Source organism: Mycobacterium paraseoulense (assembly GCF_010731655.1).
Taxonomy (GTDB): Bacteria; Actinomycetota; Actinomycetes; order Mycobacteriales; family Mycobacteriaceae; genus Mycobacterium; species Mycobacterium paraseoulense.
Genome location: NZ_AP022619.1, coordinates 4,202,913 through 4,226,685, shown reverse-complemented (window position 1 = coordinate 4,226,685; position 23,773 = coordinate 4,202,913). Strand labels below are relative to the sequence as shown.

General features: G+C 68.8%; 26 protein-coding genes. 13 read left to right on the top strand and 13 right to left on the bottom strand.

Features of this window, described 5'->3' with window-relative positions; all coding sequences use genetic code 11:
* Position 1 precedes the first annotated feature (1 nt).
* Positions 2–577: a VOC family protein gene (locus tag G6N51_RS19670; protein WP_232078441.1), complete on the top strand. Its 576-nt coding sequence runs from the start codon at positions 2–4 to the stop codon at positions 575–577.
* A gap of 9 nt (positions 578–586) precedes the next feature.
* Here G6N51_RS19670 and G6N51_RS19665 read toward each other — a convergent pair whose 3' ends face one another.
* Complete coding sequence (locus G6N51_RS19665) at positions 587–1,957, bottom strand: aldehyde dehydrogenase family protein (RefSeq protein ID WP_083176442.1); 1,371 nt, start codon at positions 1,955–1,957, stop codon at positions 587–589.
* Between the two features lie 35 nt (positions 1,958–1,992).
* Positions 1,993–3,087 (bottom strand): class I adenylate-forming enzyme family protein, encoded by a 1,095-nt coding sequence (locus tag G6N51_RS19660; RefSeq protein ID WP_083176414.1) that lies wholly within the window; start codon positions 3,085–3,087, stop codon positions 1,993–1,995.
* A gap of 275 nt (positions 3,088–3,362) precedes the next feature.
* Here G6N51_RS19660 and G6N51_RS19655 point away from each other — a divergent pair, with 275 nt between their 5' ends.
* A complete protein-coding gene (locus G6N51_RS19655) occupies positions 3,363–3,797 on the top strand; it encodes an SRPBCC family protein (protein WP_083176416.1) in 435 nt (144 codons plus the stop codon).
* Positions 3,798–3,804: 7 nt separating this feature from the next.
* On the opposite strand, the gene G6N51_RS19650 is transcribed toward G6N51_RS19655, so the two are convergent.
* Positions 3,805–4,767 (bottom strand): oxygenase MpaB family protein, encoded by a 963-nt coding sequence (locus tag G6N51_RS19650; protein WP_083176418.1) that lies wholly within the window; start codon positions 4,765–4,767, stop codon positions 3,805–3,807.
* 113 nt (positions 4,768–4,880) lie between these two features.
* Between G6N51_RS19650 and G6N51_RS19645 the strand changes: the two genes are divergently transcribed.
* The 3 genes from G6N51_RS19645 (at position 4,881) to G6N51_RS19635 (ending at position 7,736) form a co-directional block, all read left to right on the top strand.
* On the top strand, positions 4,881–5,474 hold the full coding sequence (locus G6N51_RS19645; RefSeq protein WP_083176420.1) for a TetR/AcrR family transcriptional regulator: 594 nt from the start codon (positions 4,881–4,883) through the stop codon (positions 5,472–5,474).
* A gap of 40 nt (positions 5,475–5,514) precedes the next feature.
* Positions 5,515–6,891: an adenylate/guanylate cyclase domain-containing protein gene (locus G6N51_RS19640; RefSeq protein ID WP_083176422.1), complete on the top strand. Its 1,377-nt coding sequence runs from the start codon at positions 5,515–5,517 to the stop codon at positions 6,889–6,891.
* 98 nt (positions 6,892–6,989) lie between these two features.
* Entirely contained in the window at positions 6,990–7,736 is a 747-nt protein-coding gene (locus G6N51_RS19635) for a class I SAM-dependent methyltransferase (RefSeq protein ID WP_083176424.1), read from the top strand.
* Positions 7,737–7,747: 11 nt separating this feature from the next.
* Here the strand turns inward: G6N51_RS19635 and G6N51_RS19630 are convergent, their stop codons facing one another.
* Together G6N51_RS19630 and G6N51_RS19625 are read right to left on the bottom strand one after the other, a co-directional pair.
* Positions 7,748–8,221, bottom strand: a complete 474-nt coding sequence (locus G6N51_RS19630) for an SRPBCC family protein (protein WP_083176426.1) — start codon at positions 8,219–8,221, stop codon at positions 7,748–7,750.
* A 252-nt stretch (positions 8,222–8,473) separates the two neighbouring features.
* Entirely contained in the window at positions 8,474–9,169 is a 696-nt protein-coding gene (locus tag G6N51_RS19625; protein WP_083176444.1) for an SDR family oxidoreductase, read from the bottom strand.
* A gap of 86 nt (positions 9,170–9,255) precedes the next feature.
* Here G6N51_RS19625 and G6N51_RS19620 point away from each other — a divergent pair, with 86 nt between their 5' ends.
* Positions 9,256–9,852 (top strand): CGNR zinc finger domain-containing protein, encoded by a 597-nt coding sequence (locus G6N51_RS19620; RefSeq protein WP_167528595.1) that lies wholly within the window; start codon positions 9,256–9,258, stop codon positions 9,850–9,852.
* Here the strand turns inward: G6N51_RS19620 and G6N51_RS19615 are convergent.
* The 3 genes from G6N51_RS19615 to G6N51_RS19610 form a co-directional block, all read right to left on the bottom strand.
* Complete coding sequence (locus tag G6N51_RS19615; protein ID WP_232078572.1) at positions 9,764–10,126, bottom strand: methyltransferase domain-containing protein; 363 nt, start codon at positions 10,124–10,126, stop codon at positions 9,764–9,766. The two genes, G6N51_RS19620 and G6N51_RS19615, sit on opposite strands and share 89 nt — an antisense overlap.
* 118 nt (positions 10,127–10,244) lie before the next feature.
* The gene (locus tag G6N51_RS28800) at positions 10,245–10,409 is read right to left on the bottom strand and encodes a hypothetical protein (RefSeq protein WP_167528594.1); all 165 of its coding nucleotides are present in this window, start codon (positions 10,407–10,409) and stop codon (positions 10,245–10,247) included.
* A gap of 144 nt (positions 10,410–10,553) precedes the next feature.
* On the bottom strand, positions 10,554–11,405 hold the full coding sequence (locus G6N51_RS19610) for an SDR family oxidoreductase (protein WP_083176430.1): 852 nt from the start codon (positions 11,403–11,405) through the stop codon (positions 10,554–10,556).
* 41 nt (positions 11,406–11,446) lie between these two features.
* Here G6N51_RS19610 and G6N51_RS19605 point away from each other — a divergent pair, with 41 nt between their 5' ends.
* Entirely contained in the window at positions 11,447–12,061 is a 615-nt protein-coding gene (locus G6N51_RS19605) for a PaaI family thioesterase (protein WP_083176432.1), read from the top strand.
* A gap of 2 nt (positions 12,062–12,063) precedes the next feature.
* On the opposite strand, the gene G6N51_RS19600 is transcribed toward G6N51_RS19605, so the two are convergent.
* The 5 genes from G6N51_RS19600 to G6N51_RS19580 all read right to left on the bottom strand — a co-directional run bounded on the left by G6N51_RS19600 (position 12,064) and on the right by G6N51_RS19580 (position 17,475).
* Positions 12,064–12,828 carry a DUF2127 domain-containing protein gene (locus G6N51_RS19600; RefSeq protein WP_083176434.1) on the bottom strand — a complete coding sequence of 255 codons (765 nt, stop codon included), beginning with the start codon at positions 12,826–12,828 and terminating at the stop codon, positions 12,064–12,066.
* Between the two features lie 55 nt (positions 12,829–12,883).
* The gene (locus G6N51_RS19595) at positions 12,884–14,272 is read right to left on the bottom strand and encodes an MmgE/PrpD family protein (RefSeq protein WP_083176436.1); all 1,389 of its coding nucleotides are present in this window, start codon (positions 14,270–14,272) and stop codon (positions 12,884–12,886) included.
* A gap of 110 nt (positions 14,273–14,382) precedes the next feature.
* Positions 14,383–15,312 carry a LysR family transcriptional regulator gene (locus G6N51_RS29465; RefSeq protein ID WP_083176438.1) on the bottom strand — a complete coding sequence of 310 codons (930 nt, stop codon included), beginning with the start codon at positions 15,310–15,312 and terminating at the stop codon, positions 14,383–14,385.
* A 14-nt stretch (positions 15,313–15,326) separates the two neighbouring features.
* Complete coding sequence (locus G6N51_RS19585) at positions 15,327–16,397, bottom strand: IS110 family RNA-guided transposase (RefSeq protein WP_180134408.1); 1,071 nt, start codon at positions 16,395–16,397, stop codon at positions 15,327–15,329.
* A 214-nt stretch (positions 16,398–16,611) separates the two neighbouring features.
* Complete coding sequence (locus G6N51_RS19580; RefSeq protein WP_083176117.1) at positions 16,612–17,475, bottom strand: IclR family transcriptional regulator; 864 nt, start codon at positions 17,473–17,475, stop codon at positions 16,612–16,614.
* A 113-nt stretch (positions 17,476–17,588) separates the two neighbouring features.
* On the opposite strand from G6N51_RS19580, the gene G6N51_RS19575 reads away from it, so the two are divergent.
* The 6 genes from G6N51_RS19575 (at position 17,589) to G6N51_RS19550 (ending at position 23,771) form a co-directional block, all read left to right on the top strand.
* Positions 17,589–18,641, top strand: coding sequence for a zinc-binding dehydrogenase (locus G6N51_RS19575; protein WP_083176115.1), 1,053 nt, complete (start codon positions 17,589–17,591; stop codon positions 18,639–18,641).
* The gene (locus G6N51_RS19570) at positions 18,638–19,051 is read left to right on the top strand and encodes a nuclear transport factor 2 family protein (RefSeq protein ID WP_083176113.1); all 414 of its coding nucleotides are present in this window, start codon (positions 18,638–18,640) and stop codon (positions 19,049–19,051) included. Before G6N51_RS19575 ends, G6N51_RS19570 begins: the two co-directional genes overlap by 4 nt.
* Positions 19,052–19,870 carry an SDR family NAD(P)-dependent oxidoreductase gene (locus tag G6N51_RS19565; protein ID WP_083176111.1) on the top strand — a complete coding sequence of 273 codons (819 nt, stop codon included), beginning with the start codon at positions 19,052–19,054 and terminating at the stop codon, positions 19,868–19,870.
* Positions 19,871–20,131: 261 nt separating this feature from the next.
* Positions 20,132–21,421, top strand: coding sequence for a sodium:proton exchanger (locus G6N51_RS19560; protein ID WP_083176109.1), 1,290 nt, complete (start codon positions 20,132–20,134; stop codon positions 21,419–21,421).
* Positions 21,422–21,455: 34 nt separating this feature from the next.
* Entirely contained in the window at positions 21,456–22,292 is an 837-nt protein-coding gene (locus G6N51_RS19555; protein ID WP_083176107.1) for an SDR family oxidoreductase, read from the top strand.
* A gap of 81 nt (positions 22,293–22,373) precedes the next feature.
* A complete protein-coding gene (locus tag G6N51_RS19550) occupies positions 22,374–23,771 on the top strand; it encodes a DUF2252 domain-containing protein (protein WP_083176125.1) in 1,398 nt (465 codons plus the stop codon).
* Positions 23,772–23,773 lie beyond the last annotated feature (2 nt).

The following is a 23,773-nucleotide window of genomic DNA, read 5'->3' as shown; positions in this document are numbered from 1 at the left end:
GGTGCTGAGTTCGTCGCCCACCGGGTGGGCGGCCGCGCTCGTCGTCAACCACGTCGGGGTAACGGTCCCCGACATCCACGCGGCGATCGATTGGTACGGCGAGGTTTTCGGGTTCCGCTGCCTCATGGGCCCGCGGGTGCTCGAGAGCGCCGGCCACCCGGAGGCGGTGTCGGTCTTCGGCCGCGGCTTTCGCCGCGCCTGGCAGGCCCACCTGCTCACCGGGAACTCGGTGGGGATCGAGCTGTTCCAATTCCTCGATCCGCCGACGCGCGCAACGGGGCGACCGCAGGAACGGGAGCTGTGGTTCGACGGCGGGCTGTGGCATCTGTGCCTCACCCACCCGGACGTCGAGGCCACGGTCGACCGCGTCGTCGACCACGGCGGCGCGCTGCTGGCGGCGCCGTACGAATTCGTTCCGGGCCGCCCGTGGACCCTGGCTTACACGGCCGACCCGTGGGGCACGGTGATAGAGGTGATGAGTCACAGCTACGCCGAGGCGTTCGGCAATTGGCCCCAGCCCGGGCAACTGGTTCCGCCCACGCTGGTGGCACGGCCGGACGGCGGCGGGGACGGTTGACCCGCGGCGTCAGCCGTTATCCCGGATGAAGCCCTTGTTGCGCATCAGCGCGTCGGCCAAGAACCCGTCGTGCGGGATCCTGGGTGCCGCGTGCCAGGTCGGGTGTGGCCCGAAGTACACGTTGGCGATCGTCGGCTCGGCGAGCAGGTCGTCGATCAGCCGCTCGTCGCCGGTGATCGCGGTGACGACCAGCGAATGGCGTAACGGCTCCGTCCCGGCGCCGCGCCACCAGGGCGAGACCCACACACAGGGGAAGGGCAGCTCGACGTTGAGCTTGTCCGGGTCGGGGGCGGACAGGAGATGTGCGGCGGGGCGCAGCGCCGCATAGCCGTCGCCGAGTTCGGCGACCACCTGCTCGGCGCCCAGCAGTGGCGTGGATCCGGCGGCCTTGGCCGCCAGATGATCCGCCAGGGCCCGGGCGTTCTCGACGGGCTGGGTGGGCAGGATCGCCCGCTCGTCATCGGTGGGCATCGGCCTGATCGCCGCTAACCGCCGGGCGATTGCGCGCGCCAGCGGGGCGGGATCGCCCTCGTACAGCACGGCGGTGGTGTTGACGCAGGCCATGCCCCCGAGGTTGGCGATCGAGTCGACGATGAGGTCGACGTGCGCACGCCAATCCTGGTCGGCGGTGATCAGGATCTTCGCCCGCCCCGGTCCGTTCACGATCACCGCCGGGTCGTCGGCGTACTTGTCGACCACCGGCTGCCCGCCGTACACCATGGCCAGGTCGGTCGAGCGGATGATCTCGTCGGCGCCGACGTGATCGGTGGGCAAGTAGACGGCGTCCTCGGGGCGAAAGCCGGCCTGCCGCAGGGCATGCACCAGCCGGTGCGCGGTCAGCGGCTCGCGGCGGGACGGACGCACCGCGACCCGGTAGCCAAGCGCCAGGGCCTGCGGCCACAGGCCATGCACGCCGGGACCGTTTCCCGCCGCGTGCACGGCGAACACCTCCCCGCGCCGCGCCCAAACCGCGCCACCCCGGGGGGTGCCGTTTTCGCGCCAATCGAGCGTCGCGCCCTGCGGGCGAGCCGGCCGGACCGCATCGAACGCCCCGCCGACGGCGTCCGCGACGCTGCGCGCACCGGCGCGGGTGACCGCGATCGGCAGGCCAGATATCCGGCTGGCCAGGGTCACGTAGCGCTCGAAGTCCAGGCCGGCGACGGCATCGTCGGTGAAAATGCCGGCGGCAACCGACAGCGCCGCCGCACGCCGCCCGACGGGCAGCGGTACCGCCTTGCGTTGCGCGGCCAGGGTGCGCGCGACGTACAGCGGCGGCACGATGCTCAATTCGGCGACCGCGGCACCGGCGGTGCTGAACAGGACCTCGCGACGGCGGGTCCGGTACTCCCCCTCGGGGCCCAGCGCGTCGATCGGCACCAAATCGGTTGCGACGCCGGACCGTTCGCTTGCCATGCTCAGTACACGCCTTCGATGACGGCCTCACCATCGAAGGTGGAAACCGGACGTACCGCGCTCACCGAGTCGCTGAGCTCGCCCGCCGGCCCGGGCATCCTGACCGCCAGGTCGCGCTCCAGGTTGTTGGGGATGAACATGCCCTTGCTGATGTGGTGCATGACCACCTGGCCGGTCCGCCCGTAGGGCACCCGTTCTCCCGTATCGGGGTCGACCACCCAGAACACCACGTACGGCGTCCGCGGGTCGAACACGAACACGTCGCCGTCGTCCGTTCGGGTAACCGCCTGGGAGAGCACCATTGTGCTGCCGAAGGCCATAGTGATCGTGGTGGCCGGGAAGATGCCGCGGAGCAGGTCGAGGGTGTCGGCGTCCACGTGCGCGCCGCTGAGTAACAGGTAGCGGATCTTGTCGTTGATCAGATCGACCACCCGATCGTCGCGGGCCATGGCCTCCAGCAGCGGCGGGGTGGTGTGCAGGTTCGCGACCTTCTGCGTCCGCAGCACGAACACGGCCTGCTCGACGACATGGTCGACGTATGCGGCGACTTCGGCCGCCGCGCCGCGGGCGGCGACCTTTTTCACCCAGCGGGGATCGATGTCGATCGCGTGGAAGGTCGCGCCGAGCCGCTCGGAGACCAGCCGCGAGAAATAGCCCACCCCGTGCGGGCCGCTCGGCATCAGGCACAGGAAGCCCTCGCCGGGGCGAAACCCGCCGCCGGCGAAGTCCTCGGTCTGCCAGCGCACCACCTGCGCGATCCAATCCGGTAGCTGCGCAGTCCGTTTCGGTGCGCCGGTGGTGCCGCCCGACTCGAATACCTGCGGCACCGGACGCGGTTCGCCGTAGCCGCGCGGGATGAGCTCCTCCACCGGCACGTCGCGCAATTCGTTGACGAGGTTGGGAAAGAGTCGCAGATCGGCGAAGGTGTTGACGTCCGTCAGCGGGTTGAAGTCCAGCGTCGCGGCGGTCCGCAACCAGAACGCGGAACCGGTGTCTTCGCCGAAATGCCAGGCGATCGCGGCGCGCAGGTAGGCCTCGCCATCCTCGACCGGTTCCGATCTCGGGACGTCCAGCAACGAGAAATCGATATCGGCCATACCCAGAGATCCTGGCCCATGCGGGTCGGCTCGCCAAGCGCCTGTCGCCGCAATGGCTTACTTCGCAGGGAATTTCGGTGCCGTGTACCCGCCGTTCACTTTGGCAGCCGGAGGTGCGGTCCCCGTCGTTGCGGCGGACTTGGCGTTGCGCCAGGGGCTTCTGCGGCCTGGATGGGCTGTCGGCCGTGAGGCTATGTTCTCTGTGACGAGAGGGGACGGATCATGGCGGCGGACAACCAGATACCGGCGGGGCATACCGGCAGCGTGGAGCGCGAATGATCGAGTTCACCCTCACCCGGACCTCCACGGCGCCGATCGAGACCGTGTTCGACGCCATGACCGACCACCGCGCGATCGCGGCCCACACGCGCGGGTTCCGGCGCAGCACACTCGATCGCGAAGGCAACCCCGCACCGAACGGTGTCGGCGCGATCAGGCGTCTGGTGGCGATCGGACCACCATTCGTCGAGGAGATCATCGAATATGAGCGACCCACCCGCTACGCGTACAAGATGCTCTCAGGCGCACCGACCCGCAACCACATCGGCACGATCCAGCTGCGTGAAACAGGCACCGGGACCGAGGTCAGCTGGCAGCTACGGTCGACGCTGAAGATCCCAGGCGTTGAGCGGCTGATGCTGCCGGTGTTCAAGAAGGTCATCGACGAACTGCTCAAAGGCGGCATCGCCGCGGCCGAACGCCGCTCGTGAGCACCGCCTAGCGGGCGCGGTTGTGCAGCCGGCGCGGGTCGACGCCCGAGCGCCGCCACGCCGCGGCCGCCCAGGGGGTGTAGATCATCTTCACGGGCAGCCGGTTGATCGGCGGGTTGAGCGCGCGCATGGCCGCGGCAAACCGCTGAAACCGCTTCTCCTTCTTCGGATTCCACTCCAGCTGGCAGACTTCGCGCATCTGCGGGGGCATGGTTCCGACCAACACCAGCCGGGTGTAGGCGTTGAGCGGCGCGGACAACACCCTCCAGACCGGCCGCGGAATCCAGCGCGGGCCGGGGATCCCCTTCCTGATGTAGCCGGTCCCGTACAGGACGGTCTTGTGCGGTACGAACCGCTCGAGCATCTCGTCCCAATAGGCGAGGAACTCGTCGTAGGTCTGCGGCTGGGCGCGGTCGCTGACGCCGTAGAGGCTGTACCACACCTTGCCCTCGTTGAAGATCTGCTCCTTCTCCGCACGGGACAGCCGGCGGATGAAGGTGTCGGTGTTGTAGATGACCTGGTCGACGAAGCTGGCGTGCGCCCAGTAGAACAGCTCCGGATTCAGCGCGTGATAGCGCGTGCCGTCGCTGATGGTTCCCTTGATCGTTTTGTGGAAGTCCCGCACCCGCCTGCCCCACTCGCGCGGTTGGTCGGAGTAGACGGTCTTCATCAGCGGCGGCGCGGTCCGCTTCGCCCGCCCCAGCGTGTCGCTGAAGACCACCGAGTGATCGAGCACGCCCTGGGCCAGCTGTTCTATGCAGTTCTCGACACCCGCGGTGCGCTGGAACCCGAAGAATTGGGTGCGGTTGTCGCCGTAGAACTTCCAGATCAACGACGCCGGTCCCAACCGCGCGAAGTCGCCGGCTAGTTCGTCGGCTTCGTCGACCGGCATGGGCACGGCCTCGCGCACGCCGGTGTCGAAACGGGTGCCGGCCGTCGGGCCGATCAACCCGTCGTTGTGGGCCGTCATGCTCCCCTCCCTGCGGTCCGAGCCGGCGATTTCTTGCGAAGCGATGACACAAACTCGTATCTTTGTGTCAGCGTAGCAACCCCGCGACGAGATTGCAGTGAGGGTCGTGATCCATGCCGAACCACAGCCTTGACGGCAATCTCGGCGAAATCACCGACCTCGACCGCACCATCCTGGACACCGCACGTGTGGTGTTCGAGACGTACGGCGTGCGACGGGCCAACATCGAAGACGTCGCCGCGCGCGCCGGAGTCAGCCGCAGCACCATCTACCGGCGGTTCCCGACCAAAGACGACCTGTTCGGGCACGTGGTGCGGCGGGAGGCCGAAGAGTTCTTCACCACGCTGGACCGGGCGACGGCCGGCTGCGACCCGGAACGGGCCGTGGTCGAGGCGTTCGCCCTCGGGGTCCGCCTGGTCCACGATTCCCCGCTGTACTCCCGGATCGCCGACAGCGAACCCGAGCTGCTGGGCATGTTCTCCCGATCGCAGGCCTTCCCGATCGGTCAGTTCGCCGACGGCATCGCCCACACCCTGCGCCGGTGCGGGGCCGACATTCCCGACCGCGACCTGACCAACATCGCCGACATCCTGCTTCGCGTCGCCCTGGGCATCATCGTCTTTCCCACCGACCGCCTCGACACGTCGGATCCCGCGGCCGTCCGCGAGTACGCCGCCCGCTACCTGGTGCCGATCATCCGCCGCTGACCGGTTCCGGCATGTCGGTGAGCTGCACTAGCCTGAATGCGTGGCTGGGAGTTCTGCGGCTCCGCGGACCCGGTACGCCAGTTGCGGCGAGATCGACATCGCCTATCAGGTCTTCGGCGATGGCCCGAACGACCTGCTCGTGCTGCCGGGCCCGTTGATCCCGATCGACTGTGTCGATCTCGAGCCGTCGATGTACCGGTTCCACCGCAGGCTCGCCTCGTTCTGCCGGGTGATCCGGTTCGACCAGCGCGGCATCGGCCTGTCGTCGCGGGTCCCCTCGCTGGACATGCTCGGCCCGGAGTCGTGGGCGCAGGACGCGATCGCGGTCATGAACGCGGTGGGGAGCGAGCGCGCAACGATCTTCGCCCCGGGCTTCACGTCGCTGGCCGGTGTCGTTCTCGCGACCGACCATGCCGACCGGGTGAACAGCCTGGTGATCGCCAACGGCGCCGCGCGCACGCTGCGTGGGCCGGATTACCCCATCGGCGCCGAGCTCGACGACGCCGACCGGTTCACGTCGGTCGGGATGGAACCCGATGCCGTCGAGCAGGGTTTCGACATGCTCGGCATCATCGCGCCGTCGATGGCGAACAACGACGCGTTCCGCGCGTGGTGGGACATGGCCGGCAACCGGGCGGCGTCCCCGAGCATGGCCCGCGCGTTCATCAACAAGGTCAGGGAGGGTGACGTCCGCGACAGGCTCCCTCGCGTCGCCGTTCCCACGCTGATCCTGCATCGCGACAACCCCGACTTCAGCCCCGTGGGGCACGCGCACTACCTCGCCGAGCACATCCCCGGGGCGCGCCTCGTCGAGTGCCCCGGTCAGGACACCCTGTACTGGGTCGGCGACACCGCGCCCATGCTGGACGAGATCGAGGAATTCATCACCGGCGTGCGCGGCGCCTCGGACGCCGAGCGCCTGCTCACCACGATCGTGTTCACCGACATCGTCGGCTCGACCGAGCGGGCCGCGCTGCTCGGCGATCACCGCTGGCGCGACCTGCTCGACAACCACGACACCCTGGTGCGCCACGAGCTGCTGCGGTTCTCCGGTCGCGAAGTCAACACGGCCGGGGACGGCTTCGTCGCGACATTCAGCAGCCCGAGCGCCGCCATCGCCTGCGCCGACGCCATCGTCGACGCCGTCCACGTGCTGGGCATCGAGGTGCGGGTGGGCATCCACGCGGGCGAGGTGGAGGTGCGCGGCAACGACGTCGCCGGCATGGCCGTCCACATCGGCGCGCGGGTGGCGGCGCTCGCCGGACCGAGCGAAGTGCTGGTGTCGTCCACGCTGCGCGACATCGTCACCGGGTCACGGCACCGTTTCGGCGACCGCGGCGAGACCGCGCTCAAGGGCGTCCCGGGCCAGTGGCGGCTGTACTCCCTGGTGCGCGAGCACGCGATCGTCAGGCGGTGACCAACCGCGGCTCGGCGTAAGCTGCCATCGAGGCCCAGCCTTGGGCCTTTCATTCGATTTCCGGCGTACAGCTTGGTTTTTCACTCGAAGGAGTACGCGTGATTGACGCGCACACATCGCTGCCCCCGGCGCTGCGGCGGGCGCTGGAACTGCTCGCCGATCCGCCGGCCGATCCGGACGTGAGCAAGGGGTATCTCGATCTGCTCGGCGGCGGATCCGCCGAGGGCGACGACGTCGCGAAGAACACCGGGCCGATCCAGGCGGCGTGGGCGTCGCCGATCGGGTCGATGCTCTACGACAACGCCCAAGCGCTGTCGCGGCGACTGATCGGCGCGTGGCAAACGCCCCTCGAGTGGTTGAACATCCCGCCGACCGGCGTGGCCCTGGACGTCGGGTCGGGCCCGGGAAACGTCACCGCGTCGCTCGCGCGCGCGGCCGGACCGGGCGGGCTGGCGCTGGGTGTGGACATTTCGGAGGCCATGCTCGCGCGCGCCGTCAAGAACGAGGCGGGGCCGCAGGTGGGGTTCATCAGGGCTGACGCACAACGGCTTCCGCTGCGCGATGACTCGGTCGACGCGGTCATCTCGGCGGCCGTGCTGCAACTGATTCCCGATCCGGCGGCGGCCCTCGGCGAAATGGCGCGGGTGCTGCGACCGGGCGGCAGGCTGGCCGTCATGGTGCCCACCGTGGGCCCGGCCGCCCGGTTCTTCCAGAAGCTGCCTAACGTCGGGGCGCACGTCTTCGGCGACGACGAGATCGGCGACATACTGGAAGACCACGGATTCGTCAGCGTGCGGGTGAAGAACCTCGGCACGGTGCAGTGGGTGCGCGGGAAGAACGGCTGAGTCAGCCCGCTTCAGCCTTGCCCTGCCGCGTCGGGGGCCTGCGCGACCACGGCGAGCCGATCCATGGATTCGCGCAACATGTCCGGCGTCGTCGCGCGGGCGCGCTCGAGGCGGGTGGGGTCGGTGAGCGCGGTCCAGTCGTAGGTGTGGGTCACCGTGGTGAGTTCGGCGTTCACCGGGCTGAGCTCCCAGCGCCACAGGTGACCCGACGGCTGCTTCCTGGGTTCGGCCGGGCACCAGGCGATCTTGCTGCCTTCGACGAATTCCACGACGTGGTTTTCCCGCACGGCGCCGTTGGTCAGCGTCGTCTTGAACACGTCACCGACCGCACGGACACGTTGCCCGGGAGGGGACGAGGCGAGGTTGTTGTTACCGTCCCAGCTCGGCTGGCGCGCGGGATCGGCGATGAGTTCGAAGATCCGCGCGGCGCTGGCGGCGATGACGCGCGTGGCGCTGACGACGCCTTCGATTTCCATGTCGGGCATGCCGCTATCCAAACACGTCGGCCGTTGGCACCGCCCCGGTGCCGAGGTGACCTTCGGCCAAAGCATTGGGGACCTTCGGCCGTCGAAGCGCCTACCGGCGTGATGCGACCGTAGTGATGCCGGGGCAACCCGGTGGTCTGCCCGAAGTGCAGCAAGCCCATTTTTGGGCGAGGCCATCCGCAAGGGCCTGATTGACCCACCGTCTTAAGACGGGGATCTGCCTTCGGGCAGACCTTCATGCGTCCAGGCGGATCACGGCATCCGGGGCAGCGCCTCGACCGGTCCGGACAGCGCCGCCTTGACGTAGCGGGTGTCGTCGTCGGCCAGCACCTCGGTGTCGTCGCCTTCGATGCCGTCGACGATCGCGCGCGCCACCTGGCGCGGGTCGTTCTTCGGGGCGTCGAAGCCGGTGGTCATCTCGGTGTCGGTGAAGCTGAGGTGCGCGGCCACGACCAGCGTGCCCTGCTTCTCCAGTTCGATCCGCAGCGAATTGGTCGCCGACCACAACGCGGCCTTGGAGTCGCCGTATCCGCCGGAGCCGGGCATCCAGGACAGGATCGAGGCGATGTCGACCAGGGCTCCGCCGCCGTTGCCGGCCAGGATCGGGGCGAACGCCTTGGCGACCCGCAGCGCGCCGAAGTAATTCGTCTCGAAGACCGCGCGCACTTCCTCGATGTCGCTGTCGATCAGATTGCGCGCCCCCAACACCCCGGCGTTGTTGATGACGATGCCAGCGTCGGGAGCCGAAACAGCCAGGTCCGCAACAGATTCCGGTTTAGTCACATCCAGTTCGACGCTCACCACCCGGGTGTCCGCACTGGGTTGGGGTGCCCGCGCCGTGGCGTACACCTTGGCGGCGCCCCGCGACAGCAACTCGTCGACGATGGCCTTGCCGAGTCCGCGCTGTCCGCCGGTAACCACGACCCTCGATCCTTTGATGTTGACCATGATCCGTAACTCCTTGACGTAGGTAATCAACGTTTGATTATGTCACCGTAGTTGCGTGCGTCGACATAGTCAAGTATGTTTTGCATATGTCTGCTGCATGGTCTGCGTCACAGCGGTACGGCCTCGACCCGGCGCCGGGAGGCCTGGGCCTGGTCCAGGACTTCCTCAACACCCGGGGAATCGAGGGATACGGCCCGGACCTGCTCGCCGACACCGCGCTCGCCCACGACTGGGTGGCCGGCGCGGTGCGCGCCTGGTCGGCCGCCCGCGGCGTGGACCTGCCGCCGCCGAGGCTCGGCGATGCGGACCTGGCCAGGCTGCGGGCATTGCGGGCCGGGATCGACTCCCTCGTCACCGGTGAGGCGCCGATTGGACGAAGCACCGTTCCCGCATCCCTCGTGATGTCCGACGACGGTGCGGTGCGGCTGGAGCCCAGTGGCACCGGCTGGCGTTGGCTCGCCTCGGCGCTTTTTGCCGAGATTCTGCTCAGTCAGCAGGCCGACACCTGGCGACGTGTCAAGCAGTGCCACAACGATCGGTGCGGATCGACGTTCTATGACCGCTCCAAGAACAACAGCGGGGTGTGGCACGACGTCAAGACGTGCGGCAACGCCGCCAACCTGCGCGCGTCGCGGGCGCGCCGGCGCGAACGGGAAACGGGCTCAGCGCTTTCACCACAGTAGGCGGATCTCGCGCAGACTTTCCCGGGGATCGGCGACCCGACGACGGCCAGTTCCCCTGCCGGGCCTGAGCATTTCGCGCCTCGAACAGCGTCTCGCGCCGCCGCAGGTGGTGAAGGCTCGCCACGAACGTGACGAGGTCGTACGAACACGCGTCCGCCTCGAAGTCTTCGAAGCGCGCGAGCCGCACCGACACGTTCTCGGCGGAGCGTAGACAGTTCGCCGCCCGTACTACCCAGGGCGGGTCGGCGTCGATGCCGACAACGCCGCGCGACACCGCCGCCGGCCGCCGGACCAGAAGCCCCGCACCGCATCCCACGTCCAGGACGTCGCCGCGATGCAGTCCGTCGTTATGGTTCCAGTAGTTCGGCTGCGCGGCCAACCGCCCGCCACCGTCAGCAGCGCTCGGCGCCCCGTTGCATGAGCGTGAAGTTGGTACGTGCCCGGCGGGGCCCGCTTCGCAGCACCGCCTGCCAGGCGTCACAGGCGCGCGCCTTGAGCGGCGTCATCACATCGAGGTGGGTGGGGCTCTGGCTGATCCAGGACGGCAGTGTTGCCACGGTTTCGATCCTTCGTCTGTTCGGCCGGTGCGCCGACTCATTGAATTGCACCCGGCCCGCTTTACCGACGCGCCGCGCCGGGATGAACACCGCGAAAAGCCGCATTGTGGCGCGACGCACACCCGCGGGCACGCCGGGCAGGCGTCACAGCTTGCTCGAACGCCGGAACCGTCGCAGGTAGGCAGGCAGGCCGCGGGCCGGCGGGGCTTTCGGCCAATCGTCGGCCCGGAAATACGCGTCCGTCCCGCCGTCGACGAAGATGACGCTGCCGCAGAGGAATTCGGCGGATTCTGACAGCATGAAACACATCCAGTCGGCCATGTGCCGCGCCTGACCGAAGCCGCCGACCGGAACCGGGAAGGACCGGACCGCCTTGGCCTGTCGCGGCGTCGCGAGCTGTTCCTGCAGCAACGGCGTCATGATGGCGCCGGGTGCCAGGGCATTCAAGCGCACACCCGAGCCCGCCCATTCCGGTAGCACCGCGTGGCGCCGCACCCAGCGGCCGACGGCGATCTTCGACGCCGCGTACATCATCGTCGGCGCGGCCGGGCCGAACGGCCGCACCGACCGCAGCGCCTTATCGAAGTCATGCGCGAGCAGGGCCTTAATGGCTCGGCCCGGCACGAGGGGCACGGTGGTCGCCGAATTGCTCGCCACGACCACCACTTTCGCGCATTCGGCCGCGGCCAGCGCCGGTCGCCAGGCGACGAGCGGCTCGACGACCCCGAAGAAGTTGACCTGGCCGATCTGGCGTAGCCGCTCTCGGCCGGGGCTGGGCCCGAGGCCGGCGGCCAGCACCGCACCGTCGAGCCTGCCGCCCGAGGCCGCCAGCACCCCGTCGGCGGCCTGCTTGCGCCCGTGCGGCGTCGACAGGTCCGCGACGATATCGGCGTCTTTGATGTCGACGCCGATCACGGTGTGCCCGTCGGACGTGAGCCGCTGCGCGGTTTCGTGGCCCATCCCGGAAGCCGATCCGGTGACCGCATAAGTGCCCATCGCTCCGTTCTTACCAGCCGCGGCCCTGTTAGGTTGCCGAGATGCCTGACGAAACGCCCCGCGTCGATCTGAGCCAACTCGAATCGGTCTACGCGCCGCTGGCCGACTCGATCCGCCGGCTCCTCGACGTCAGCATCCGCAGCGAAGCCGAGCCGGCGGCGGTGGCCTCGGCGAAGGCCAAGATCGACGCGGCCGCAGCCGAATTGGGCGAGACGGCGCAGCCGGGGCCCGTGGGCGTGCGCCACACCCCCGACGGCCAGGCCGTCGCGTGGGGAAACGCGGTAATCGGCGTCCGCAACCCGGTGGCACCGCCATTGGTGGTCCGGCACGAGGCCGACGGCCTGGTGTGGTCGGAATTCACGCTGGGCCCGGCCTACGAAGGACCGCCGGGCCATGTTCACGGCGGTGTCTGCGCGCTGGTGCTCGACCATGTGCTCGGTGCGACGGCGCACCAGCCCGGCCGGCCCGCCTACACCGGCACGCTCACCCTGCGTTACCGCCGCCGGACAGCGCTGGAGCGGCCGTTGCGCGCACAGGCCCATGTCGAGCGCACCGACGGGGTCAAGACGTTCGCCGTCGGCCACCTCGCCGACGAGGATGGTGTCACGGTCGAAGCGCACGGCATTTTCATCCACCCGCGGCAGCCGCCGGGCTGATGTCACGTACTGGCGGCGGCCTTCTCGACGTCGAGCAGCTGCTCGCCGCGCCGTTCCTCGTCGTAGGCCTTGCGGCCACCCCGCAATCCAAACAGACGCTTCGAGAACAACAGGTAGATCACGGCGGCCACGTTGATCGTGAAGGTGACCACCCGGGTCATCGTGATGCCCTTGGCCAGGTCGTGCACCTCCAACGGCAGGAACACCGAGGTGGCTATCACCGCGAAGTATTCGCCCCAGCGTTTCAGTAACCACAGGCCGACGCCTTCGACGACCTCCAGCAGCGCGTAGGCGGCCAGCATCAACGTCAGCAGGGCCAGGGTGGAGGGCTTGGCGGCCAGCGCCTTCTCCAACTCGTGCACGATCGTCATCTGATCGACCTTGAACCCGGCGGCGCGGAAGATGGGCAGGTCGCGTTCGAGGGTTGCCTGAATGGCGCCGCGCGCACCGCGAAACTTCCACACGGCATACGCGGCGAGCGCGATCACCACCGCTCGGAACAGTCGTTCCACCGCGAGCGTCCGAATGATGATGGCCTGACGTAAAGCCTTGCCGCGCATGATCATCGGCGCGTCCTCGGCGCGCCCGCGGCCGTGCGGCTCCCCCACGGTGAATTCACCGCAGCGCAGGCACCGCCACACTTCCCCGAGCCCGGTGGTACCGCTCAGCCGCGCGGCGAGGCCATCGTCGTCGGGCGCATAGGTGGCGTGCCCCGCGATGGCACAGGTGACCAACTCCCACCGATTGATGCCCTGATCTTTGCGCATGGCCGATCATCGACTGCGGGCGGCGGCCCACGCAAGGGGGCGCGCACGGCGCGCGTCAGAACCGGGGGTGGGTGCGCGGCCGTTGGGTGGTGGGGCTCGCCGCGCCCAGCAGGGCGGTGAGGTCGGCGACGGAAATCTCGTCGAGGCGGTCGACCGCGGTGACGATGTCGGCGCGCAGCGCTTCGTCGCAGAAGGGCTCGGCCAGCCATCCGAACTTGTCCGCGACGCGCTCCCACGACATGGGCCGGGTCGGGGAGCCCTCGTAATCGGCTTGTTCACGGTCGAATTCGCGCCCGTCGCGGGTCACCAGGTGCACCCGGGCCGCCGTGCGCCGGGGATAGTCGGCGGTCAGGTCGGCCGCGGGTTTGACGTCGACACGCGTCAACAGCTCCCGCACGTCGCCGCGTGAAACGCGTTCGGTTTCCAGCTGTTCGGGGCCCACCCCGCCGTCGAGGAGCGCCACCGCGGTGAGGTACTTGAGGTTGTAGTCGGCCTGCTCCTTGGTGCGCGGATCGTCCTTGGCGCCGTAGGCTCCCCCACCGGCAAAGTCGTACGCGCCCTGGAAGACCTCGAGGGTCACCCGCGCGACGTCCTCGCCGCGCAGGTCGTTTTCGGTGCGCAGCGCCAAGACCGCGTCGATGACCACCTGCCCGTGGATCAGGGAGCAGTACTGCTTGAGGTAGGTCTGTTCGACGCAGGCGAGCCGGCGGTCGGCGGTGGCCAGGTCGATGGGCTGGTCGAACAGTTGCACCAGGCCGTGTGGGCCCTCGAACAACGACCTGGGCCCGGTGACGCCGCGGGCGGCCAACATGGTTGCGTACACCGCGCGCACGCCGGTGATGGCCGGCGAAATGCCCTTCCAATTCGAGACCGGTTCGGCGTGCACCGTCGCCAGCGACACATTGTCGGTCGCGGCGGCCGCGATCGCGTTGGCGGTCTCGCCGGCGCTGAGCCCAAGCAGCTTCGCCGCGGCGGCCGCGACCGACATCGACAGCTGCAACGCGTGGTTGAGTCCCCGCGCCATCACGGGAACCTGCGCGCTGAACCGGCATTGCACCTCGTAGGCGACCGCCAGAGCCAGCAGGAAATCGGCTCCGCTGGCACCGGTGTGCTCGGCGACCGCCAACACGGCGCCAAAGTTGTCGGCGGGATGACACAGCCCTCCGATCGTCAGATAGGTGTCCAACAGATCGGGATAGCGCACCAGCACCGCGTTGAAGAAGGCGGCCTGGTCCACCGACGCCCGTCCGCCGCCGACCAGTGTGGCGGTGGGAACTCCGCTGAACTGGATGGTGTGGTCGCGAATCGCCCCGACGAGTTCACCGTCCAGCGAACCGACCGCGCAGGCGATGCTGTCGAGCACGTTGCGCTTCATCAGCGCGCGCGGCCGGCCCGCCAGGTCGGCCGACTCGGCGCCGACCACGAAACCGGCGAGCTCGTCCACAACGTAGTTATCTGCCATGACTTTTTGCCTTCCAGGCTGCTCATTTCACTGAAGCGCAGCGCAGGCCCGCCGTCCAGGACCGTTCTCTTACCAGTGCTCGATGAGACTTCTCACCGCAGGTGGGGGTCGTCCGCCGGGGCCCACCACCGTCCGGCGGGCGGGGTCGGCCAGCCGCGGGTGCACGCAATCGCCAGCAGCGCGTCCACGGCGCCGCGCACGCTGGCGCGGTCGTCGTCGCGGCGGTGCAGCAGCGACCACGTCCACAGCGGTATCGGGTCGGCGACGGGACGCTGACCCAGACTGGGCGGGAGCGCCGCGGTATGGCGTTTCGGTGACGCGAGCACGGCCCCGCCCACCCGGCGCACATGCGCGTGGAACGCATCCCCGGTGATGCCGCCGTCGTCGATGCGTACCACACGGGCGCCGACGGCGGCGGCGAATTCCGTGGCGTACCGATTCCACGACGACCACGCCGACTCGTCGGTGTCGACGAGCACGCTGATGTGTTGTGCTGCAACGGGTTCGGTCGAACTGGCACCGGGAAGGACCGCACGCAGCGGCTCGGTCCGCAGCAGGTGCGCGGTCAGGCCGCCTTCCTCGACCTGGCCGGCGGTGACCCACGCCAGCGCGATGTCGAGGGTGCCCTCGGCCACGCGGTCGGCCTGCGCGTGCGAGGGCAGCACCCATTCGTCGAGGCGCAAATCCGCCGCCGACCCCACCAGGGTCGTGATGTCCTCGGGCAGCCAGCTGACGTAACCCAGGCGCACGGGCGTGCTGCGCGCGGCCGCCCGCTCGAGCCGGCGCTTGGCGTCGTCGGCCAGCGCCACGATGTGGCGCGCGTCCGGAAGAAAGGTCCGTCCGGCTTCGGTCAACCGAACGCTGCGCCGGTCACGCACGAACAAGTCGGCGCCGAGTTCGCGCTCCAGCGCGATGATCTGTTGCGAGAGCGCGGGTCCGGAGATGTGCACGCGTTGCGCGGCCCGGCCGAAGTGCAACTCCTCTGCGACGGCCACGAAATAGCGCAACTGCCGCAATTCCATATGTTTCTCCTATGTCAAGCCGCTGCCGGTTGGCAAGGCTTTGTTCGGATGTTGTGGTCGGTGTGGAGGTGATGGAAGACCACTCTGGCGAGGCGGCGTTTGAGGCAGCGCAGGGCCTCGGTGCTGGAGTCGCCGGCGGCCAGACGGCTGCGGTAGTAGGCCTGTCCGAGGCCGTCGAGACGGATCTGGGTGACCGCGATGCGGTGCAGAGCGGCGTTGAGTTGGCGGTTGCCGGTGCGGGTCATCCGGACGCGGCCGACGGTGTTGCCTGACCACACCGGGATAGGCGCCACGCCTGTGTGCCGGGCGAACGCCGCCTCGCTTTTGAAGCGGGCGACCCCGGCGGTTTCGCCGATGATCTTGGCGGCGGTGAGCTCGCCGCAGCCGGGCATGGCAAGCAACGCCGGAGCGATCGCGCGGACACGCTCGCCGATCCGTTTCGCCAAAACATTGATGGCCTCGGTGAGTCGGGTAATGTCGGCCAACTCCTCGCGGGCCAACTCGGCCACCAGACCGGGCTGGGCGGCCAACCAATCACCGAGCGTCCTGCGGTGCTTGGCCAGATCCAGCGACGCCGGTTTCGGCGCCTGGCCAGGATCTAATTCGTGCACTCTCCACAACAACCGGTTGATCGTCGAAGTGCGTTGCCCCACAAGGTCTTCACGCCGATCCACCAGCAGCTTCAACTCCCGCGACACTTCATCGTGGGAAGCCACCGGAAGATCGGGCTCACGCAGGTACGCCCGCGCGACAGCCAACGCGTCAATCGGATCAGACTTGCCCCGCGTACGAGCCGAGGCCCGGGTCTGGGCCATCAACTTCGACGGGACTCGTACCACCTTCTGATCGGCGGACAACAAATCGCGCTCTAATCGCGCCGACAAATGTCGGCAATCCTCAATCGCCCACACCAGCTCGACACCAAACTGGGTGCGAGCCCATCGGATCGCCTGGCGATGACCTACCGTAGTGGCCTCGACGACCTTCTCGCCGATTCTGCGGCCCACCTGATCCACGGCGACAAACGTATGCGTGCGCTTGTGGACATCGGCTCCAACAACAACCATGGTGGTTGCCTCCTTCACTGTGAGGTGACGGTTGGGCCGGTCGGCGGACACATCTCAGTGGGGGCGATGCCACGCTCCTATCAAGTCACGCCGGCCGGTCCTTCACACCTGATGCCGACAAAACGCATGAACGCCAACCCGAAAGCGGCAACGAGCCTACGAGCCAAACACCAGGTGATCAGGATCCAACCACCGCACCAAGCGGCAACCTCACCCTGACACTGAGCGGAGCCTAGACGGCGCGATCGACCGCCGCGGCCCGCCGCGGGCCCACGCTGATCGCAGTCGTTTCGTCGGTCAAATGCTTCCCGATCACCCGGATCTGCCGCGCGGACAGCGGACACAGCGGGTGCACGGCCACCATCAGGGCCACCCGCCGCTCATCGAAAACCGGTGCGGCGATGGTCACCACGGGTTGCTTGCGCCGGCCGGGGTTGTCGTCGGAGAGGAAGCCGATGGTGGTGAACTCGACGAGCAATTGATCCATGATGTAGCGCACCGGCGTCGGCATGTCGGCGCTGTCCAATGTGCCGACCACCTGCACGGCCTGGGCAAGCGCGGGCGTCGTCCAGTCGACGTCGAAGCCGCGCTCACGCGTGTGCGCCAATACCTGCTCGAGCCGCCGGACGCGATCGGGGTTGTTGCCCGCGCCGCGGCGGATCCACGCGCGTTGTTCATCCTCGTCGTCCCAGGCGGCGAGCGCGACCCCGAAGGGCGGGGCGTATGGGATGCGGTCGCCGGGTATTCCGGACGGCTGGGTGGCGGGCTCGCCCTCAAACGCGGTGACCACCAACGAATCCCCGAACCGCTCGACCACCGAGCAGGCGTAGCCGACTTCGCGGGACAACCGCAACGCCGCGGAGCGGGCCGCGTGTGCGAGCGGCCGGACGGTGTCCGTTCGCGCCGCAACGACGGCCAGCGCCGGGCCCAGGGTGAACGTTTTGGTGACCGGATCGCGGCTGGCCCACCCCCGGTCGCACAAGGTCTTCAGAATCGCATGCGCCGTCGCCTGGGTCAGACCGAGTTCGCGCACGACGTCGGAGAATCGTAGCCGCGCATTTCCGGACCGCGCCAGGAGCTCGACAACGTCGAGCACCCGGGCCGTCGGCGCAGACGTCGATCCGCGAATGGCTTGACTCCCCTGCCGCACAATTTAGAGTTAAACGAACATTCGAGATTCTATATCGACTATTCGAGAAGGTTAAGGGTTTGCGCGCTGCGGTGCTGAGAGGCGGTCGGTTGCAGGTCCGCGAGACGCCCGACCCGGAGCCCGGACCCGGCGAGCTCTTGCTGCGCACTCTGAGCACCGCGATCTGCGCGTCCGACGTACATTTCATGGACCATCCCGAACTCGCCGTCGACGATCCGACCGGCCGTTCGCTGTATGACACCGACCGCGACATTGTGTTGGGTCACGAGTTCGTCGGCGAGGTCGTCGGCCACGGACCGGGCTGTACGGATCAGTTCGCGATCGGTGCGCGCGTGACGGCCATGCCGGTGCGCCTTGTCGACGGCGGGGCCGGCGGGATGCGGATCATCGGCCAGCATCCCGAGGCGCAGGGCAGTTTCGGTGAACTGCTGGTGGTTTCGGAGGTGGCGGCCAAGCCCGTCCCGGGTGACGTGTCCAGTGACGCCGTGGCCCTGACCGACGCGTTCGCCGTGGGCGAGTTCTACGTCCGGTCGGCCCGCATGCAACCGGGTGAGGTCGCCATCGTGGTCGGTGCCGGCGCGATCGGTCTCTCGGCCGTCGCCGCGCTGGCCGGCCGCGGCATCGAGCCGATCCTCGTGGCGGACTACAAGTCCGACCGCCGGGAGCTGGCCCGCGACCGGTTCGGCGCACACGTCGTGATCGACCCCGCCGAACAGTCCCCGTTCGACGCGTTCAAAACAGTGCGCGCGCAACGCGGACTGCCCGGCCCGGCAGTGCTATTCGAGTGCGTCGGCGCCACCGGGCTGATCCAGAACCTCGTCGAATCCGCCGAGATGGCGACCCGCCTCTACTGCGCGGGCGGCTGGTACACCGGCGACACGCTCGACATCACCACCGCCACCCGGCAAGGCGTCACCATCCAATTCGGCGGCGGCCCCCACCCGCAGGACTGGTACGGCACGCTCGACGCCATCGCGGCCCGGCGGCTCGATCTGCTCCCCAGCATCGGCAAGATCATCGGACTCGACGAAGTGCCCGACGCGCTCGAGCTGGCCCGCCGGTCCGACGGCCCGCCGCGCATCGTGGTCCATCCGAACGGAGGCCCGCCATGACCGAACGCGATGACCGCCAGGACATCTGTGAGCTGCTGGTGCGCTACGCCACCGGCATAGACAGGCGCGACTGGCCGCTCTTTCGCACGGTGTTCACGGCCGACTGCGAACTCGACTACGGGGAGATCGGAACGTGGACGGGCATCGACGCCGTCGCGGACTTCATGGAGCAGGTGCACGCCCTGGCGGGGCACACGCTGCACCGCCTGACCAACCAGGCGATCACCGTCGCGGGGGATACGGCGACCGCGCGGACCTACATCGACGGGCTGATCATGGCCGGCGACAACACGGCCGGCGTCAACGCGATCGGTTTTTACGACGACGAGATCGTGCGCACCGCTGAGGGCTGGCGCATCGCCCGGCGGCGCTACACCCAGGTACGCCTCACGACGGTAGGGAGCCCCTAGATGACGTTCGCCACCAAATACGGACCGTGGGCGCTGGTCGCGGGCGCCTCCGACGGGGTGGGGGCGGCGTTCGCCCACGGGCTCGCCGATCGCGGGATCAATGTCGTGCTGGTCGCCCGCCGCCAAGCCGTCCTCGACGAGGTCGCGGCCGAGATCCGCAACGGTACGTCGGCGTCCACGCGCACGCTCGCCATCGACCTCGTCGAACCGAACGCGGCGGCCGCGATCGCCGCGGCGACCAGCGACCTGGAGGTGGGCTTCCTCGTCTACTGCGCGGGCGCCGACCCGAACTTCGAGCCGTTTCTGGCCAATCCGATCGAAGTCGCCGAAGCGATGGTGCAGCGCAACTGCATGGTGCCGATGCAGCTGTGCCACCATTTCGCCGCCCCCATGGTCGAGCGGGGCCGCGGCGGGATCGTGTTGTTCGGGTCGGGCGCCGGCCTGGCCGGCGGCGCCAACATGGTGGCTTACGGAGCGACGAAAGCGTTCGACATGGTCTTCGCCGAGGCGCTTTGGGCCGAGTTGCACGACAAGGGCGTCGACGTCCTCGGGTTGATCCTGGGCAAGACCGACACTCCCGCCCTGCGGCAACTCGAACACAGCCGCGGCCAGATAGCGTCGCTCGACGAGGTGCCGCCGGGCGCGGCCCCGGTGGCCGAAGTCATCGCGGAGGCGTTCGACAACCTGGGCAACGGGCCGACCCTGATGGTCGGCGACATGATGCGCGCCGCAGCGCAAATGTTGGCCTCGCTAACCCGCAAGCAAGCCGTCGAGCTGTTCGCCCAAGCCGCGGCCGCGGCCATGGGCCCCGACAAGTAGGGGAACCTCCGCCTCAGTCGGCCCGTCGTACTGCAGAGGGCCGGATCCCCGGGTCGGAAGGTTTGCCAAACTTCGGAATCGGGGTGCCCTAACTTTTCGCCGGTGCCCATCTGGCCAGCAAAGATGGTCGCACGTTCAAAGCCGGCCTTCGGGCATACCACGTTGCTGGCGGCGGGCTTGACGGGTAACTTGGGGAAGCGGTTCGGCATGGCAAACCTAACCTCAGTAGCCGCCACGATCGCCACCCCTCCGTATCGAAGGATGACGATGCTCGCCACAGACAGGCCCGCCGCGGTCTCCACGGCCGAACGCTCGCGGCGCCGCACCCTGGCCCGTTCGGCGTCGATCACCATGGCGTTCGTCGCCCCGGCGCTGGTGGTCCGCATCGGGGGCCTGCACCCCGACCCGGTGATCGCCCTGCTGATCTTCGGCGCCGCGGTGGTGTCGGCCAGTTTCCTGCTGGCCTGGGCGGCCGAAGCCGCGCAGATCGACGTCTCCGGCGGGATGGCGACCGCGGTGCTGGCGCTGATCGCGGTGCTGCCCGAGTACGCCGTCGACCTCTACTACGCGTACGTGTCGGGTCACAACGCGGAATACACGCAATACGCCGCCGCCAACATGACCGGGTCCAACCGGCTGCTGATGGGCCTCGGTTGGCCCGTCGTCGTATTGGTCAGCATCGTGGTCGCCCGCAAGGCCGGTGCCGGGAAGGTCACCGGCCTGACGTTACAACCGACCAATCGGGTCGAACTCGGATTCCTTTTGATCGCCGGCGTCATCGCGTTCGCGATACCGGCGAGCGGCCAAATCCACTTCGGTCTGGGGCTGGCGCTGCTGGCCTGGTTCGGGTTCTACCTCTACAAGGTCAGCCACGGCGACGTGGAGGAGCCCGATCTGATCGGGACCGCCGCCGCGCTCGGTGAGCTGCCCGATCGCCGCCGGCGCGTCGTGGTCGTCAGCCTCTTCCTGGCGTCGGGCGCGGTGATCCTGCTGTGCGCCAAGCCCTTCGCCGACAACCTGGTCGCCGCGGGCACCGAGCTCGGCATCGACCGCTTTCTGCTGGTTCAATGGCTCGCCCCGCTCGCCTCGGAGGCCCCGGAGTTCATCGTCGCGACCATCTTCGCCGCCCGCGGCAAGGGCACGGCAGCCATCGCCACCCTGATCTCCTCCAAGGTCAACCAGTGGACGCTACTGATCGGCTCGCTGCCGATCGCCCACCTGCTGGGCGGCGGCGGATTCTCCCTGCAGCTCGACCAGCGTCAGGTGGAGGAAGTGCTGCTGACGGCCACCCAGACGATGATGGGGGTGGCGCTGCTGTTGGCGCTGCGCTTCCACCGCGCCGCGGCCTGCACCCTGCTGGGCCTGTTCGTCGTGCAGTTCCCCATCGCCTCCACCCATGGCCGACTCCTGCTCTGTGGCGTTTACACCGCGGTGGCGCTCATCGCGCTGATCCGAAATCGGCGCGACCTGAGGTCCACCCTGCGGGCGCCGTTCTTCGGGACGGCGATCCGCCACAGCGGTCACCCCCACCATCCGGTGCCGGACCCCTAGCTCGCGGCGATCGCCCGCCGTATACGGTCCAGATATGAATCGGGTGTCGGTCATCACAGGCGGCGCGGGCGGCATGGGCCTGGCCACGGCCAAGATCATCGGACGCGACCACGCCGTCGTCCTCTGCGACATCAGGCGGGACCGCCTGGCCGACGCGGTAGCGGTCCTCGACGAGCTCGGGATCACCCCCACGGCCGTCGACTGCGACGTCACCGACCGGCGGGCGGTCGCTGAACTGCTCGACACCGCAAACAATCTCGGGACGCTCGCCTCGGTCATCCACACCGCGGGCGTGAGCCCCAGCATGGGCCCCGCCGACTTCATCATGCGGACCAACGCGCTCGGCACGCTCAACGTCGACGAGGCGTTCTACGCGGTGGCCGGCGAGGGCGCGGCGATCGTCAACGTGGCATCGATGGCGGCCCACATTTTGCCCGCGGAAATGGTTCCGGTGGACCAGTTTTCGCTGGCGCTGCGGGACGCGGACGCGTTCCTGGACGCCATGGCGATGACCTATGACATCGTGCCCGAGGAGGCGCGGCCCGGCATTGCCTACGCCGTCAGCAAGAGCTTCGTCAAGTGGTACAGCCAGTCACAGGCGGAGCGCTTCAACGCGCGGGGTTTGCGCATCGTCTCGGTGTCGCCGGGCTCCGTCGACACCGAGATGGGCCGGCTCGAGGAGCAGGCGGGCGCGGGCGCGATGGTCACCAACGCCGCCGTCCCGCGCTGGGGCAAGCCCGAGGAGATGGCCGAGCTGTTCGCCTTCTGCGCCAGCGACAAGGCGGGCTATCTCACCGGCACCGACATCCTCAACGACGGTGGCGTGATCGCCTCGATGGCCGAGCGTGCCAGGGTGGCCGCCGCCGGTTGATTCCGTGGGCGTCACCCGCGTGTGCGGATCAAGGCGCCGAAACCCCGCCGCGGCCACGGGCTCGCTACCTATGCTGAGCGGATGCCGCAACGGGTGCTGCGTGAACGCCTGATCGATCTCGAGGTTCCGGACCAGGATGAGGCGCGCGGCCGCGCGCTGCGCAAGGCCGTGCCGCGGCGCACGCTCGCGCAGCTGACCCCGTCCGCGAGGTCGGCCACCGAAATACTGGTGGCTCAAAACGCCGGGCGGCTACCCGAACTCGTGCCGCTGCGGTTTGCCCGCATGCTCGCCGACCCGTTCTCCTTCTACCGCGGGTCGGCGGCCGTGATGGCCGCGGACCTGGGTGCCAGCCCCTCAAGCGGGATCGAAGTGATGTGTTGCGGCGACGCTCACGTGTCCAACTTCGGCATGTACGCGGCGCCGCATCGCTCAATCGTGTTCGACCTGAACGACTTCGACGAGGCCGCCGTCGCCCCGGCGGAATGGGACGTCAAGCGCCTGATCACCAGCGCGATCGTCGGCGGCCGGCATGCGGGGTACCCCGCCAAGGCCATCCGCCGCTGCGTCGGGCAGGCGCTGGTCGGCTACCAGACCAGCCTGCGGGCCATGCTCGCGATGGACGTCCTGGACCGCTACTACCTGCGCGTGGAACCGGAGCGGCACGCCGCGACGGTATCCAAGGGCCTGCTCGGCGTGATTCAGAAGACGACGTCCCGGGCGCGCAGCCGGACGTCGGCGCGGCTCTTCAGGCAGCTCACCGAGATCGGCGCCGACGGGACACCGCGGCTGCGGGAGGCGCCGCCGGTTCTGCAGCACCTCGACGAGGACGCCGAAGCGGTTCTGGTGGAGTCGATTCAGGAATACCTGGCCACCGTTCCCGCCGACATCGCGCTTCTGCTGTCACACTTCCGCGTGACCGATGTGGCGTTGCGCGTGGTCGGCGTAGGCAGCGTGGGCACCCGGTGCTTCCTGGTCATCCTGGTGGGTCCCAACGGCACCCCGCTCATCCTGCAGATCAAGGAGGCGGTCCGGTCGGTGCTCGACGAATACGGCGGCTGGCCGCAGCCGGCCATGCTGGGGGCGGCCGTCGAGGCCAAGGGGCAGGGCATGCGCGTGGTGGACGGCCAGCGCATTCTGCAGGCGATGTCGGATGTGTTTCTCGGGCCGACCCGCAAGGACGGCCGCGACTACTACGTCCGGCAGTTCCACGACATGAAGGGCACGATCGACACCGAGGGCATGGCGCCCGCCACGTTCAGCGACTACGTCGCCGCCTGCGCGGTGCTGTTGGCGCGGGCGCACTCCCAAAGCGCGAATGCGTCGTTGCTGCGCGGGTACGTCGGCACCAGCAACATCGTGCAGGACGCCGTGGCCGAGTGGTGCTACGCCTACGCCGACAAGTCGCTCGACGATTTCCACCAGCTGAGGGCCGCGGCCGCGGCCGGCCACATCGAGGTCGCCGCCGACCCCGCCCGGTAGCG